Genomic DNA, 13,908 nt, shown 5'->3' with positions numbered 1-13,908 from the left:
GCGGCGTGAGCGGGTGCGCCGCGACGCGCGTGCCGGCGGCGGGGCCGGTGCCGTCGGCGGCGGCCTGCACGACCGTGCCGGACACCTCGTGGCCGAGGATCATCGGCTCGCGCAGGATCGAGGCGCCCGCGGCGCCGTGCTGCCAGTAGTGCAGGTCGGATCCGCACACGCCGCCGTAGGCGATCTCGACGATCGCCTCGTCGGCGGCGGGGCGCGGCTCGCCCAGCTCTTCGACGCGCATGTCATGGGCGGCGTGGACGACGACTCCCGGATTCTCCATCGACCGGTTCCTCTCTCGCGGTGCTGTTGGTCTCAGCGGGTGGGGGTGACGAGCGTCATGCCCGCCACGTGGACGGCGACGACGGCGCCGGCCTGGATCGGATGCAGGGTCTTGGGGGCGCCGGTCATGATGACGTCGCCCGGTCCCAGTCTGGCCCACGTCGCGACGTAGGCGAGGCAGTCGCGGATCGTCGACGGCAGCTCACGGCTCCCGGTCTCGGCGATCGTCTCGCCGTCGACCTCGAGCGTCAGCGCGACGTCGTCGAGGTCGGCGTCCGTGTCGATCCACGGACCGAGCGGCGTGTAGCCGTCGCCGGCCTTGGACTCGAAGTTGCGCGGGTCGAACTGCGCGCGGTCGTGGCTGGAGAGGTCGTTCACCGCCGTGACGCCCAGGACGTACTCGTGCGCGTTCGCGGCGGTGAGCCCCTCGGTGTCGCGGCCGATCACGACCGCGATCTCGCCCTCGGCGTAGGGCGTGCCGGCATCCCGTCGCAGCGTCACCTCGGCGCCGCTCGCGACGACCGTGCGCGGGCTCTTCAGCCACGCCTGCACCGGCGAGTGGTGCTCCGGTCCGTTCTGGGCGATGCCGACGACCACGAGCGGCTCGCACGGGGGCAGCAGCTCCCCGGCCGCCTCTCCGCCGAGGTCCGCGGGCTCGCGTCCCTGCGCGAGGGCCTCGTACGGGTCCTCGACGGGAGCCCAGCCCGTCTCGGTGCGGCGCGCGTGGACGACGCCGTCGGCCGTGCGGAGCCTGCCGATGCGCATCAGATCACCGCCGTCATGCCGCCGTCGACGAAGAGCGTCTGCCCGTTGACGAAGTCGCTCGCCGGGCTCGAGAGGAACACGAGCGCTCCGACGAGGTCGCGCGTGTCGCCCCAGCGCCCGGCGGGGGTGCGCGTGCGCACCCAGGCCGAGAACTGCTCGTCCTGGACGAGCGCCTTCGTGAGCTCGGTGGCGAAGTAGCCGGGGGCGATCGCGTTGGCCTGGATGCCGTGCGGCGCGAGGTCGGCGCACAGCCCCTTCGTGAACATCACGATGGCGCCCTTGGTGGCCGAGTACGCCGCGATCGACGGCCGGGCCAGCATCGACTGGACGCTGCCGATCTGCACGATCTTGCCCGAGCCGCGCGCCATCATGCCGCGCGAGACGCGCCGCGACAGATAGAAGACGCTCGACAGGTTGGTGCGCACGAGCGCGTCCCAGTCCTCGTCGGCGAACTCGGCGATGGGGGCGCGCCGCTGCACGCCGGCGTTGTTGACGAGGATGTCGGGGGTGCCGATCTCCGCCTCCAGGCGGGTGACGCCCTCGTCGACCGACGCGGCGTCGGTCACGTCGAAGACGAGGCTGCGGGTCGCGGCGCCCGTGGCCGCGGAGATCTCCTCCGCGGCCCGGGCGGCCTTGGCCGCGTCCCTGCCGTGCACGACGACGGTGGCGCCCGCTGCGGCGAGCCCCTCGGCGAGGGTGCGTCCGATGCCCTGGCTCGATCCGGTCACGAGGGCCGTACGACCGGTGAGGTCGAAGGCGGCGAGTCCGAACGGGGTCGCGTTGTCGGTTGTCATCTGTCGTCGGCTTCCTTCTGTGATCGATCGCTGCGGGTCAGCGGACCGTGCGCACGGTCTGGGTGGTGGCGTCCACGCCCTCGCCCACCTCGTCGCGAGACACCTTGACGACGTCGTCGGTGCGGGTGAGGTCGCGGCGCAGCGTCTCGGGCACGAGGAACGTCGACGCGGCGGTGATGAGGGCGAGGACGGCCAGGTAGATGGCCAGCAGCAGCCAGTTCGCGTCGCTCACCGCGATGAGGTAGGCGCCGAGCACGCCGGCCATGCCGCCCGCGAGCACCGCGGAGATCTCGCGCGCCATCGCGACGCCGAGGTAGCGGTGCCGGTTGCCGAACATCTCCGGCAGCATCGCGCACTGCGGGCCGAGCATCGAGTTGACGCCGATGCCGATGCCGACGGCCACCACCGCGATCGCGATCGCGTAGTTGCCGAGCGACAGCAGCCACCAGGCCGGGAACGCGTAGAGCAGCATGAACACGGCGCCGAAGCGGTACACGCGGCGGCGGCCCACGCGGTCGGAGATGGCGCCGGTGATCGGGATCGAGAAGATGCCGATGAGCGAGCCGAGCGTGACGCCCCACGTGAGGAGGCTGCGGTCGGCGTCGGCGACGACGGCCGCGAAGAAGGCGAGGCCCAGGGTCGAGAACATGTACGAGCCGCCGTTCTCGGCCATGCGCAGGCCCACGCCCACGATGACGCTCGGCAGGCCCTTGGTGAAGATCTCGCGCATGGGGTGCTCGGCGATCTGCTCGTGCTTCTCGAGCTCGATGAAGGTCGGCGTCTCGCGCAGCCGCATCCGGATGAACAGGGCCACGAGGATGAGGACGAACGACGCCAGGAACGGCACGCGCCAGCCCCAGCTGAGCAGCTGGTCCTCGGGCATGAGCGAGATGAGCGCGAACACCACCGCGGCCAGGAGCGTGCCCGCCTGGATGCCGATGAAGGGCAGTGCGGAGAAGAAGCCGCGGCGCTTGATCGGCGCGTACTCGGCCATCAGCACGGTCGCGCCGGCCTGCTCGGCGCCGGCGCCGAAGCCCTGCAGCAGTCGCATGAGGACGAGGAGGACGGGCGCCCAGATGCCGATCGCGGCATACGTCGGCAGCAGGCCGATCGCGGTGGACGCGCCGCCCATCAGGACGATCGTGATGACCAGCACCCACTTGCGGCCGAGCTTGTCGCCGAGGATGCCGAAGAACAGGCCGCCGAACGGACGGGCGACGAAACCCACGCCGAACGTGGCGAACGCGGCGACGGTCGCCATGCCGGGGTCGTCCTGCGGGAAGAACAGGACGTTGAAGATGAGCGCCGTCGACAGGCCGTACAGGGCGAAGTCGAAGTACTCCAGTGCGCTGCCGATGCTCGAGGCAAGGGTCGCGCGCCGCAGATTCGCGGCGTACTCGGGGTCGTCTTTGGCGGGATCCACCGCGGTGTGAACGTCACTCACTGCCATCTCCTTCGATCGGCGTGCCTTGTGGCAACGAGATCAGGTTACCAACCCGCTGAACCAAGTTCAATATGTTGAACAGAGATTGTTGCTCGGATCATCGCGCCTCCGCGACGGCCGAGCTGAACGGATTCGTGAGCGCGTGCGCCGCCTGCTGCAGCGCGGCGCCCACGCGCGCGATCCGCTCGGGCACCGCCTCGCCGACGGGGATGCCGACGCCGAGCCCGAACCGGGGGTCCCCCGGCGCCCAGCCCTCGACCGCCACCGCGACGCCCACGATGCCGACCGTCGACTCCTCCTCGTCGAGCGCCCAGCCCCGTGCACGAGCGGCGTCGAGCCGCGCGAGCAGCCCGTCGAGGTCGCGCGTGCTGTGCTCGGTGAGCGCCGGGAAGGGCGCGGCATCCGCCAGCAGCGCGGTCACCTCGGCGTCGTCGAGCCGCATCAGGAGGGCGCGGCCGGCGCCGGTGAGCGCGGCCGGCAGCCGGGAGCCGAGCGGCGCGCCCAGCCGAGCGGAGTGGGCGCCCTCGTAGCGGGCGAGATAGAGGGTGTCGCAGCCGTCGAGGATCGCCATCTGCACCAGCTCGTCCGCGAGCACGGGCGAGGCCTCGCACACCGTGTAGAGCTCGCGGATCTGGGTGAACTGCGACGCGAACGCGCCGCCGAGCTCGGCCGTGCGCATGCCCAGGCGGTAGCCGGCGGCGACGCGCTCGATCATGCGCGCGGACTCGAGCGCGAGGCACAGGTTCGCCGTCGACGACTTCGCGAGCGCGAGCTCCGAGGCGATCTCGGTGAGGGTCAGCGGATGCCGCGCATCGGCGAGCAGGCCGAGGAGCCGGATCGCGCGCGTGACCGCCGGTGCCGGATCCCGCCCGGCCCTGTCGTCGCCGTCGTCGACCATGGCCCGCTCCCCTCTCGCCGCGCCGGCCTCAGTAGAACTCGACCGTGTCGACGACCGCGCGGAGCGGTCGTCCGTCGAGGAGGCTCGTGGCGCTCTCGGCGAAGCGGCGCGCGATGCGCTCCTCCTCCTTGCTGTTGAGCGCCGCGGTGTGCGGGCTCACGAGCACCTGGGGGTGCGACCACAGCGGCGAGGACTCCGGCAGCGGCTCGACCTCGAAGACGTCGAGGGCCGCGAACGACACCCGGCCGTCGTCGAGGGCGGCCAGGAGCGCCGCCTCGTCGACGACCGTGCCGCGGCCGACGCTGGCGACGATGGCGCCCGGCTTGACGGCGGCGAAGACGTCGGCCCCGATCAGGTGGTGGGTCTGCTCGGTGCCCGGCAGCGTCACGACGATCGCGTCGACGTCGCCGACGGCGTCGACCAGCTCGTCGAGCGGCACGAGGCGGTCGACGCCCTCGACGGGCGCGCCGCTGCGCGTCGTGCCCCACACGCGCGCACCGAGGGCGTGGAAGCGCCGCGCGCACTCCGCGCCGATGCCGCCGAGGCCCACGACGAGCACGGTGAGCTCGTCGATCTGCCGCATCTCCCAGCGGTCGCCCCACGTGCGGGTCGCCTGGTCGGCGGCCAGCCGCGGCAGGTTCTTCGCCCCTGCGAAGACGCCGAACACGGCGAACTCGGCGAGCGGTCCGCCGTGGACGCCGGCGCTCGTCGTGAACACGATCCGCTCCAGCGCGTCGGCGTCGAGGTCGGCGGCCTTGACCTGGCTGCCGCCGCCGGCGGCGGTCGTCATGACCCAGCGCAGGCGCGGGTTGGCCGCGACGGTGCGCTTGAGGGCGGCGGGGTCGACGTCCGGGATGCCGAACAGCGCATCCGCGCTGTCGACCATCGCGTCGAAGGCGGCCTGCTCCTCGGGCGTGCGCACGTGCGCCGGGTCGCCCGACCAGTCCGCGGGGCCGCGCATCGGGTGGACGAGGCCGTGGTCGCGCACGACCTCCACGCGCGGCTCGAGCTCCTCGATCAGCCGGCAGTGCTCCTCCGAAAGCGGCACCGCCACGACGGCGCGCAGCTTCTTCTCGGTCGCAGACATGTGGTCTTCCTCCATCGGGCTCTCCATCGGGCTCCAGCGGGCGGAGTCGTGATGACCGACACCTTAGCCCAAATCCAACCTGTTGGACACTGTCCGTCCTGTTGAATCATCGCTATCATGGCACGCATGAGCCACGCGCCACTCGAAGACGAGAACCGTTCGGACGCCGAGACGACCCGCCCCGACGTGGTGGGGATCGTCGGGATCGGCTCGATGGGGACGCCGGTCGCCCAGCACCTGCTCACTGCACGCGGCACCCTGGTCGTGCACGCCCGTTCTCCCCGGCCCGAGCTCGTCGCCGCCGGCGCGACGTGGGCGGCGACGCCCCGCGAGCTCGCCGAGAAGGCCGACGCGATCGTCGTCTTCCTCCCCGACCTGCCCGACCTGGAGAGCCTCCTGGAGGGCCCCGACGGCCTCCTCGCCGGCACCGGCGACCTCCTCCTCATGATCGGCTCCACCTCGTCGGCCCCCGGTGTGCGTGCGCTCGCCGAGCGGCTCGCCGCCCGCACCGACGGACGCGTCCGCGTCATCGACTGCCCGGTCTCCGGCGGCGAGGACGGCGCCCGCGCGGGCCGTCTGTCGATCATGATCGGCGGCGACGACGCCGACGCCGCGCGCGCCGCCGAGATCCTCGCCCCGTGCGGCACGCCCGTGCACCTCGGGCCGCTGGGCGCCGGCGAGGTCGCGAAGGCCTGCAACCAGCTGGTCGTGGCATCCACGATCCTCGCCCTCGGCGAGGCGACGGTGCTCGCCGACCGCTCCGGTCTCGACCTCGAGGCGCTCTGGACGCTGCTGGCCGGCGGCTACGCCGGCTCCAACGTGCTGAACAGCCGCAAGGACAAGCTCGTCGCCGGCGACGACTCCCCCAGCGGCGTCGCGAAGTACATGGTCAAAGACCTGCGCTTCGCGAACGACATCGCCGAGGCCACCGGCACCGCCGCGGTGCTGCTGCCGGCCCTGCGCGCCGCGTTCGACGAGATCGTCGAGCGCGGGCTCGGCGACCGCGACATCTCCGTCTCGCGCCGCTTCGTCGCCGAGCGCGGCGCATCTCCCGCGTAGCGCGACCCGCCCGCTACCCTGAAAGCGCCCGCGCTCCCGCCGGGCGCCCCCTCTCGACCGGAAGGCCTCCTCCATGACCTCGGACCGCACCGCCAACATCGGAGTCGTCGGACTCGCCGTGATGGGATCGAACCTGGCTCGCAACCTCGCCAGCCGCGAGGGGAACACGGTCGCCGTGCTCAACCGCAGCGCCGCGAAGACCGACACGCTCATCGCCGAGCACCCCGAGGCCGAGTTCATCCCCGCCTACTCGTACGAGGAGTTCGCCGCGAGCCTGTCGAAGCCCCGCACCGCGATCATCATGGTCAAGGCGGGGCGGCCGACGGATGCCGTGATCGACGACCTCGTGAAGGTGTTCGAGCCCGGCGACATCATCGTCGACGGCGGCAACGCCCTGTTCACCGACACGATCCGCCGTGAGAAGGCCGTGCGCGACACCGGCATCAACTTCGTCGGCGCCGGCATCTCCGGCGGCGAGGAGGGCGCGCTCCGCGGCCCGTCGATCATGCCGGGCGGCTCGGACGAGTCGTGGGTCACCCTCGGCCCGATCCTGAAGTCCATCGCCGCGATCGCCGAGGACGAGCCGTGCGTCACGCACGTCGGACACGACGGCGCCGGCCACTTCGTGAAGATGGTGCACAACGGCATCGAGTACGCCGACATGCAGCTGATCGCCGAGGCCTACGACCTCATCCGCCGCGGCACGGGCAAGACGCCCGCCGAGATCGCCGAGATCTTCGCCGAGTGGAACCGCGGCGAGCTGGAGAGCTACCTCATCGAGATCACCGCCGAGGTGCTCCGCCAGGTCGACGCCGAGACCGGCAAGCCGCTCGTCGACGTCATCCTCGACTCGGCCGGAGCCAAGGGCACCGGCGCGTGGACCGTGCAGACCGCCCTCGACCTCGGCGTGCCGGTGTCGGGCATCGCCGAGGCCACGTTCGCGCGCTCGCTGTCGTCGCACCGCGAGCAGCGCGCCGTGTCGGGCGAGCTCCCCGGCCCCTCCGGCGTGCTCGAGGTCGCCGACGCCGACGCGTTCGTCGAGCAGGTGCGCCTCGCCCTGTACGCCTCGAAGATCGTCGCCTACTCGCAGGGCTTCGACGAGATCCGCGCCGGCGCCGCCCAGTACGGCTGGGAGATCGACCTCGGCGCGGTCTCGAAGATCTGGCGCGGCGGCTGCATCATCCGCGCGCAGTTCCTCAACCGCATCGCCGAGGCCTACGACGCGCAGCCCGAGCTGCCCGTGCTGCTGGCCGCGCCGTACTTCGTCGAGGCGCTCGGCCGCGCCCAGGACGCGTGGCGCTCGATCGTCGCGACCGCCGCGACCGCCGGCATCCCGGCCCCGGCGTTCTCGTCGTCGCTCGCGTACTACGACGGGCTGCGGGCGGAGCGCCTGCCGGCCGCGCTCATCCAGGGCCAGCGCGACTTCTTCGGCGCGCACACCTACCGCCGCATCGACAAGGACGGCACCTTCCACACGCTGTGGTCGGGCGACCGGTCCGAGATCGAGGCGGAAGACACCCACTGAGGTCCGCCGACGAGACGATGCGCGTCCGACGCACGGCGGCGCGCATCGTCCTCGCGTTCCTGTCGGCGGCGTACCTCGCCGCCGTGGCGTGGATCACGCTGCGCGCCCGCCCCTACGGCGCCGAGGTGTCCGACGTGCTGGAACGCCTGCTGGCGTGGTTCGCGCGGCACGCGGCGACGGCGTGGATCACGTTCGAGCGCGTCGAGTTCGCCTCGAACGTCGCGATGTTCGTGCCCCTGGGGGTCTTCGCCGTGCTGTGGTTCGGCGTGCGCGGCTGGTGGACCGCTCCCGTGCTGGGCCTCGCCCTGAGCGGCGCGATCGAGCTGACGCAGGCGCTGTTCCTCGACACGCGCGTGCCGGACGCGCGCGACCTGGTCGCGAACACGCTTGGGGCCGTGGTCGGGATGCTGCTCATGCTGCTGCTCGCCTTCCTCCTCGTGCCGTCGCGGACCGGTACGCGCTCGCGGAGCTGAACCGAGCCAGTGCGACCCGGGCGCCGGGCCGACCGACGAGGCCGGATCTTGCTCGGGCGGGGATCTCAGCCCGCGAGGTCGCGCACGCGACCGCGCTCCAGCCGCAGGCGCCGCTCGGCGCGGTGCGCGACGGCGGAGTCGTGCGTCACGACGACGAGCGTGAGCCCGTCGGCGTGGAGCGCCTGCAGCGCGCCGAGGATCTCGTCGCGCATGCCCTCGTCGAGGTTGCCGGTGGGCTCGTCGGCGAGCAGCACGCGCGGGCGCTTCGCGATCGCACGCGCGATCGCGACGCGCTGCTGCTGCCCGCCGGAGAGCTCCCCCGGACGGTGGTCGGCGCGGTCGGCGAGCCCCACGCGCGCGAGCGCGTCGTCGACGCGATCGGCGCGCTCGGCCTTCGCGAGGCGGAGGGGCTCCAGGCCCATGTCGACGTTCTCGCGGGCGGTGAGGGTCGGGATGAGGTTGAAGCCCTGGAAGACGAACCCGACGTCGCGCGCGCGCACGCGGCCGAGCTCGGCGTCGGACGCCGTGGCGATGTCGGCGCCGTCGAGCGCGATCGATCCCGATGTGGGACGGTCGAGCGCGCCGAGCAGCTGCAGGAGCGTCGACTTGCCGCCTCCGGTGGGGCCCTGGATCGTGACGAACTCGCCCGCGGCGATCTCGAGGTCGACGTCGTCGAGCGCGGTCACGACGCGGCCGGACTGCCGGTAGGTGCGCGTGACGGCGACGAGGCGGTACAGCGGATCGGCGCCGCGCTCGGGCGGAGCGGCGTCGAGGGTGCGGGGCATGGTCATGGGGTCTCTCCTCGTGGTGACGGGTCGGGGACGGGAGCGAGGGCGGATGTGCGGGTCACGCGACCGGCTCTCCGGTGACGGCGGTTCGGGACGAGCACGGGGACGGGCACGCGGGTCACGCGACCGATCGCAGCGCCTCGGCGGGGCTGAGCCGCGCCGCGCGCCAGCCGCCGAAGGCTCCGGCGATCAGGCCGCTCGCGATCGACAGGCCGACCGCGACGAGCACGACGCCGATCGTGAGCGGGGCGTGCAGCACGATGTCCTGCGCCGCCTGGGCGGCCTGGCCGAACGGACCGCCGCCGCCGCCGAAGGCCGGGCCGCCGGCACCGCCCACCTCGCCCGGCGCCTGACCGCCCTGCGTGCCGGCGGACGCAGAGATCGTGGGCGAGACGAGCCCGATGATCCCGATGGCGCCGAGACCCAGCGCGAGCCCGAGCGCACCGCCGAGGAGGCCCTGCACGATCGACTCCCCCGCGACCTGGCCGACGACGCGGCGGTCGGACCATCCGATCGCCTTGAGCGTGCCGAACTCGCGCGTGCGGCGTGCCACGCCCGACATCGTGAAGAGCACCGCGAGCAGCACGGCGACGGCGAGCACGACGACCGACAGCCACGTGCCGAGGCTCGTGATGAGCGACGACGCGTTCGACAGCGACCCCGAGACGGTCGAGGCGAGCTCGGACTGCGAGCTGACGGTCGCGTCGGGCACGACCGCCGCGATCGCGTCCTGCACGGCGGCGATGTCGTCGGACGATGCCGCCTGCACGTACACCGTCGAGACGACGTCGCCGACGCCGGCGAGCTCCTGCGCCACGTCGAGTGGCAGGTAGACGTTCGCGGCGGTGTCGGCCGAGCTGGACGTGGACGAGACGATGCCGACGACCTCCATGCCGACGCCGCCGACCTCGACCGTGTCGCCCACGGAGAGGCCCGCGCTCGTCGCGTACGCCGCGTCGAGGACGGCCACGTCGGCGCCGACGTCGCCCGCCTCGAGCCCCCGGCCGTCGTCGAGCGCGAGCGCCGACAGGGGGCCGACGGCATCCGCGCCCGGATCGACGCCGAGCACCGTGAACGTGTCGACGTCGAACGAGCCGCCGCCGAAGCCGCCGCCCTGCGGCCGCGTCTGCGGCACGTCCCCCGATCCCGCGTCGCCGCTCGGAGGCTGCGGCAGCTCGCCGGAGAACGTCGTGTCGGTGAGGCTCAGGGCACCCGAGGCGGATGCCACGCCGTCGAGGCCCGCGACCGTCTGCACCGTGCCGGCGTCGAGCGTCGCCCGCCGCGGGTCGGCCATGAGCCGCGACTGCGCGAGCGTCGTCGTGCCGTCGGTGCCGGTGGCTCCGCCGTCCTGGTCGAACTCGAAGCGCGGGCCGCCGCGCTCGCCCAACTGCCCGGGCTCGGCCTGAGCGCCGGTGACCGTGAGGTCGGTCCCGACGCCGTAGACCGACTCGAGCGCCTGCGCCTGCGCGTCGCGCACGCCCGCGGCCAGCGAGCTGACCACGATCACGAGGGCGATCGCGATCGCCAGCCCGACCGCGACGATGATCGTCTGCCTCCTTCGCCCCGCGAGCTCGCGGCGCAGATACGTCCAGTACATGGGTCTCCTCCCGCCGGCATCCACCGGTCGTCGGACCCGAAGCTAGGGCGCGCGGGTGAGCGCAGCACAGGAGGTGCTGATGGGATCCCTATGACATCGCCGCGCGGCGGCGCGAACCCGGCAGCCTCGTCATCGGCCATCCATAGCGTTCGCAAAGGAAACGGTCGCATCATGAGTGCATGACCTCCCCTGCTCCCGAGCTGCGCCGCCGCGACGGCACGCCTCCGCGCGTGCTCGTCGTCGACGACGAGCAGATGCTCACCGACCTCCTCGCCATGGCGCTGCGGATGGAGGGCTGGGACGTGCGCACGGCGGCATCCGGATTCGACGCCCTCGCCGTCGCCCGCGACTACGGACCCGACGCGCTCGTGCTCGACATCATGATGCCGGGCCTGGACGGCATGGGCGTGCTGCAGCGCCTGCGCCGCTCCGGCAACGACGTGCCGGTGCTGTTCCTGACGGCGAAGGACGCGGTCGCCGACCGCGTCGCCGGCCTCACCGCCGGCGGCGACGACTACGTCACGAAGCCGTTCAGCCTCGAGGAGGTCGTCGCGCGCCTGCGCGGCCTGATGCGCCGCGCCGGCACGGCGTTCACCGACGTGGCCGACCCGATCCTGCGGGTGGGCGACCTGTGGCTCAACGAGGACTCGCACGAGGTCGAGCGCGACGGCGTCGCGATCGAGCTGACCGCGACGGAGTTCGAGCTGCTGCGCTTCCTGATGCGCAACCCGCGGCGCGTGATGTCGAAGGCGCAGATCCTCGACCGCGTGTGGAGCTATGACTTCGGCGGCCGGTCGTCGGTCGTGGAGCTGTACATCTCGTACCTGCGCAAGAAGATCGACCAGGGCCGCGAGCCGCTCATCCACACCGTGCGCGGCGTCGGCTACATGATCAAAGCCCCGCAATGAGAAGGCGCTGGAGCCTGCAGGCACGGCTCATGGTCACCGTCATCGGCATGGTGGCCCTGATCCTCGTCGGCAGCGCCGTGGCGATCGGCGCGCGCGTCGGCGACGCGATGACCAGCTCGCTCGACACGACGCTCGACGCGTCGGCCGGCGGCCTGCGGCTGTTCGAGCCGGGCCTGCCTCCGGGCACCCGCGACGCGTCGGAGGTGCTCTCCGCCGGGCGGCAGCCCGAGGGGTACCTCCTCGTCGTGAACTCCTCGATCGACGGGGTCTCGGCCGCCGTCGTCACCGCCGACAGCGGCGTGCGGCCGCTCGAGGGCGACCAGCTCGAGGCGGTCCTCGCGAGCGCCGGTCGCGGGTTCTCCTCGATCGAGGTCCCCGAGCTCGGCGCGTACCGGGTCGTGCCGTTCCACGCCGGAAAGGTCGACGGCATCGTCGGCCTGCCGTTGAGCGCGCTCAACGCCACGATCGCGCAGATCCTGTGGGCGATCCTGCTCATCACCGGCCTCGGCCTCGTGCTCCTCGCCGCCGCGATCGCCGTCGTGATCCGGCGTTCGCTGCGGCCGCTGCGCGCCGTCGCCGACACGGCGACACGCGTCGCCGCCGTGCCGATGGCCGAGGGCGCGGTGTCGATCTCGGAGCGCGTGCCGGCGTCCGAGGCCGACGAGCGCACCGAGATCGGGCGCGTCGGCGCCGCCCTCAACACGCTCCTCGACCACGTCGACGCGTCCCTCGACGCCCGCCAGCGCAACGAGGAGCGCATGCGCGCCTTCGTCGCCGACGCCAGCCACGAGCTGCGCACGCCGCTCGCCTCGATCCGCGGCTACTCCGAGCTGTCGCTGCGCGCGCTCCGCCAGCTGCCGGGTCCGGATGCCACGGCCACCACCACCTCGGCGCTCGAGCGCATCGAGGCGCAGTCGGTGCGCATGACGAGCCTCGTCGAAGACCTGCTGCTGCTGGCGCGGCTCGACGAGGGCCAGGAGCTCGTCTACGGCACCGTCGACCTCACGCGCATGGCGATCGACGCGGTGGCCGACGCGCGCGCCGCGGGCCCCGAGCACGAGTGGGTGCTGGAATTCGGCGACGAGCCCGTCGTCGCGGCGGGAGACGCGGCGCGCCTGCACCAGGTCGTCGCGAACCTGCTCGCCAACGCCCGCGTCCACACGCCGGCCGGCACGCGCGTCGAGGTCGCCGTCGCGGGCGTGGACGGCGACGCCGTGCTGCGCGTGCACGATGACGGTCCCGGCATCGACGAGGCCGTCGCCGGCGAGCTGTTCGAGCGCTTCTCGCGCGGCGACCGTTCCCGCGCGCGCCACACCGGCGGCACCGGCCTCGGCCTGTCGATCGCGCGGGCGATCGTGCTCGCCCACCACGGCACGCTCACGGTCGAGAGCGTGCCCGGCTCGACGACGTTCGAGCTGCGGCTGCCCGCGCGCCCCGCCGACCCCGCCTGAGGCACGGCATCCCGCCTGCCCGGTTGAGCCGCCAACCCCGCCTGAGCCACGGCCAGCCTCCGGGCGAGCCGGCCTGGGCGCGGCGTCCCGTAGGCCCGGTCTGAGCCGCGAACCCCGCCTGAGCCGCGGCCAGCCTCCGGGCGAGCCGGCCTGGGCGCGGCATCCCGCCTGTCTGGCGAAGCCCCCCGCCTCCGCGCGTGGCGCCATCGCAGACACCTAGCGCCATCGCAGAAAGGTGTCGCCAACAGCCCAGACGGAGCGCCCTCCGCAAACAAGGGCGAGGTGACGGCGCCAGTTTCCTGCTTTGGCCCCTACAAATATGTAGCGCCATCGCAGACATCTGGCGCCATCGCGGAAAGCACTAGCGCCATCGCAGCCATGTGGCGCCATCGCAGAAAGGTGCCGCCAACAGCCCAGACGGAGCGCCCTCCGCAAACAAGGGCGAGGTGACGGCGCCAGTTCCCTGCTTCGGCCCCCACAAATATGTAGCGCCATCGCAGACATCTAGCGCCAACACGGAAAGCACCTGGCGCCATCGCAGACATGTGGCGCCATCACAGAAAGGTGCCGCCAACGGTGCAGACGAAGCGCCCAACCAAAGAAGCGCGAGGCGATGGCGCCAGTTCCCTGCTTCGGCCCCTACAAATATGTAGCGCCATCGCAGACATCTGGCGCCATCGCGGAAAGCACTGGCGCCATCGCAGACATGTGGCGCCATAGCAGAAAGGTGCCGCCAACAGCCCAGACGAAGCGCCCCGCGCCAACAAGCGCGAGGTCAGGCGGGGTCAGCGGGATGCCACGGGTCAGTAGCCGGAGAACGCGTCGGTCGTGATCGAGCGG

At 72.7% G+C, this 13,908-nt stretch carries 13 protein-coding genes; 5 read left to right on the top strand and 8 right to left on the bottom strand.

The window, feature by feature from the left end; genetic code table 11:
- From WML84_RS07185 to WML84_RS07160, 6 genes are all read right to left on the bottom strand, one after another.
- The coding region (locus WML84_RS07185; protein ID WP_347345461.1) for an alcohol dehydrogenase catalytic domain-containing protein at positions 1–280 on the bottom strand (280 nt) is incomplete at its 3' end.
- Positions 281–312: 32 nt separating this feature from the next.
- A complete protein-coding gene (locus tag WML84_RS07180) occupies positions 313–1,044 on the bottom strand; it encodes a fumarylacetoacetate hydrolase family protein (protein WP_347345460.1) in 732 nt (243 codons plus the stop codon).
- Positions 1,044–1,838, bottom strand: coding sequence for an SDR family oxidoreductase (locus WML84_RS07175; protein WP_347345459.1), 795 nt, complete (start codon positions 1,836–1,838; stop codon positions 1,044–1,046). The genes WML84_RS07180 and WML84_RS07175 overlap by 1 nt, the downstream gene beginning before the upstream one ends.
- Before the next feature lie 37 nt (positions 1,839–1,875).
- Entirely contained in the window at positions 1,876–3,282 is a 1,407-nt protein-coding gene (locus tag WML84_RS07170; protein ID WP_347345458.1) for an MFS transporter, read from the bottom strand.
- A 97-nt stretch (positions 3,283–3,379) separates the two neighbouring features.
- Positions 3,380–4,180, bottom strand: coding sequence for an IclR family transcriptional regulator C-terminal domain-containing protein (locus WML84_RS07165; protein ID WP_347345457.1), 801 nt, complete (start codon positions 4,178–4,180; stop codon positions 3,380–3,382).
- Between the two features lie 28 nt (positions 4,181–4,208).
- Entirely contained in the window at positions 4,209–5,267 is a 1,059-nt protein-coding gene (locus WML84_RS07160; protein WP_347345456.1) for a D-2-hydroxyacid dehydrogenase, read from the bottom strand.
- Positions 5,268–5,393: 126 nt separating this feature from the next.
- Between WML84_RS07160 and WML84_RS07155 the strand changes: the two genes are divergently transcribed.
- From WML84_RS07155 to WML84_RS07145, 3 genes are all read left to right on the top strand, one after another.
- Positions 5,394–6,326, top strand: a complete 933-nt coding sequence (locus WML84_RS07155) for an NAD(P)-dependent oxidoreductase (RefSeq protein ID WP_347345455.1) — start codon at positions 5,394–5,396, stop codon at positions 6,324–6,326.
- Positions 6,327–6,399: 73 nt separating this feature from the next.
- Positions 6,400–7,851: an NADP-dependent phosphogluconate dehydrogenase gene (gndA, locus tag WML84_RS07150; RefSeq protein ID WP_347345454.1), complete on the top strand. Its 1,452-nt coding sequence runs from the start codon at positions 6,400–6,402 to the stop codon at positions 7,849–7,851.
- Positions 7,852–7,868: 17 nt separating this feature from the next.
- Positions 7,869–8,324 (top strand): VanZ family protein, encoded by a 456-nt coding sequence (locus tag WML84_RS07145; protein WP_347345453.1) that lies wholly within the window; start codon positions 7,869–7,871, stop codon positions 8,322–8,324.
- Positions 8,325–8,389: 65 nt separating this feature from the next.
- On the opposite strand, the gene WML84_RS07140 is transcribed toward WML84_RS07145, so the two are convergent.
- Both WML84_RS07140 and WML84_RS07135 read right to left on the bottom strand, forming a co-directional pair.
- Positions 8,390–9,115 (bottom strand): ABC transporter ATP-binding protein, encoded by a 726-nt coding sequence (locus WML84_RS07140; RefSeq protein ID WP_347345452.1) that lies wholly within the window; start codon positions 9,113–9,115, stop codon positions 8,390–8,392.
- 115 nt (positions 9,116–9,230) lie between these two features.
- Positions 9,231–10,709: an ABC transporter permease gene (locus WML84_RS07135; RefSeq protein ID WP_347345451.1), complete on the bottom strand. Its 1,479-nt coding sequence runs from the start codon at positions 10,707–10,709 to the stop codon at positions 9,231–9,233.
- Between the two features lie 179 nt (positions 10,710–10,888).
- Between WML84_RS07135 and WML84_RS07130 the strand changes: the two genes are divergently transcribed.
- Both WML84_RS07130 and WML84_RS07125 read left to right on the top strand, forming a co-directional pair.
- The gene (locus tag WML84_RS07130) at positions 10,889–11,617 is read left to right on the top strand and encodes a response regulator transcription factor (RefSeq protein WP_347345450.1); all 729 of its coding nucleotides are present in this window, start codon (positions 10,889–10,891) and stop codon (positions 11,615–11,617) included.
- The gene (locus tag WML84_RS07125) at positions 11,614–13,068 is read left to right on the top strand and encodes an ATP-binding protein (protein ID WP_347345449.1); all 1,455 of its coding nucleotides are present in this window, start codon (positions 11,614–11,616) and stop codon (positions 13,066–13,068) included. The genes WML84_RS07130 and WML84_RS07125 overlap by 4 nt, the downstream gene beginning before the upstream one ends.
- Positions 13,069–13,908 lie beyond the last annotated feature (840 nt).

Source organism: Microbacterium sp., from assembly GCF_039812165.1.
Lineage (GTDB): Bacteria > Actinomycetota > Actinomycetes > Actinomycetales > Microbacteriaceae > Microbacterium.
This window is presented reverse-complemented; position numbering and strand designations above follow the sequence as displayed.

What these genes read in the sequence shown, in the direction of transcription:
- WML84_RS07180 (WP_347345460.1), bottom strand. Translation starts at nt 1,044, where the DNA reads ATGCGCATCGGCAGGCTCCGCACGGCCGACGGCGTCGTCCACGCGCGC.
- WML84_RS07175 (WP_347345459.1), bottom strand. Translation starts at nt 1,838, where the DNA reads ATGACAACCGACAACGCGACCCCGTTCGGACTCGCCGCCTTCGACCTC.
- WML84_RS07165 (WP_347345457.1), bottom strand. Translation starts at nt 4,180, where the DNA reads ATGGTCGACGACGGCGACGACAGGGCCGGGCGGGATCCGGCACCGGCG.
- WML84_RS07160 (WP_347345456.1), bottom strand. Translation starts at nt 5,267, where the DNA reads ATGTCTGCGACCGAGAAGAAGCTGCGCGCCGTCGTGGCGGTGCCGCTT.
- WML84_RS07155 (WP_347345455.1), top strand. Translation starts at nt 5,394, where the DNA reads ATGAGCCACGCGCCACTCGAAGACGAGAACCGTTCGGACGCCGAGACG.
- gndA (WP_347345454.1), top strand. Translation starts at nt 6,400, where the DNA reads ATGACCTCGGACCGCACCGCCAACATCGGAGTCGTCGGACTCGCCGTG.
- WML84_RS07145 (WP_347345453.1), top strand. Translation starts at nt 7,869, where the DNA reads ATGCGCGTCCGACGCACGGCGGCGCGCATCGTCCTCGCGTTCCTGTCG.
- WML84_RS07140 (WP_347345452.1), bottom strand. Translation starts at nt 9,115, where the DNA reads ATGACCATGCCCCGCACCCTCGACGCCGCTCCGCCCGAGCGCGGCGCC.
- WML84_RS07135 (WP_347345451.1), bottom strand. Translation starts at nt 10,709, where the DNA reads ATGTACTGGACGTATCTGCGCCGCGAGCTCGCGGGGCGAAGGAGGCAG.
- WML84_RS07130 (WP_347345450.1), top strand. Translation starts at nt 10,889, where the DNA reads ATGACCTCCCCTGCTCCCGAGCTGCGCCGCCGCGACGGCACGCCTCCG.
- WML84_RS07125 (WP_347345449.1), top strand. Translation starts at nt 11,614, where the DNA reads ATGAGAAGGCGCTGGAGCCTGCAGGCACGGCTCATGGTCACCGTCATC.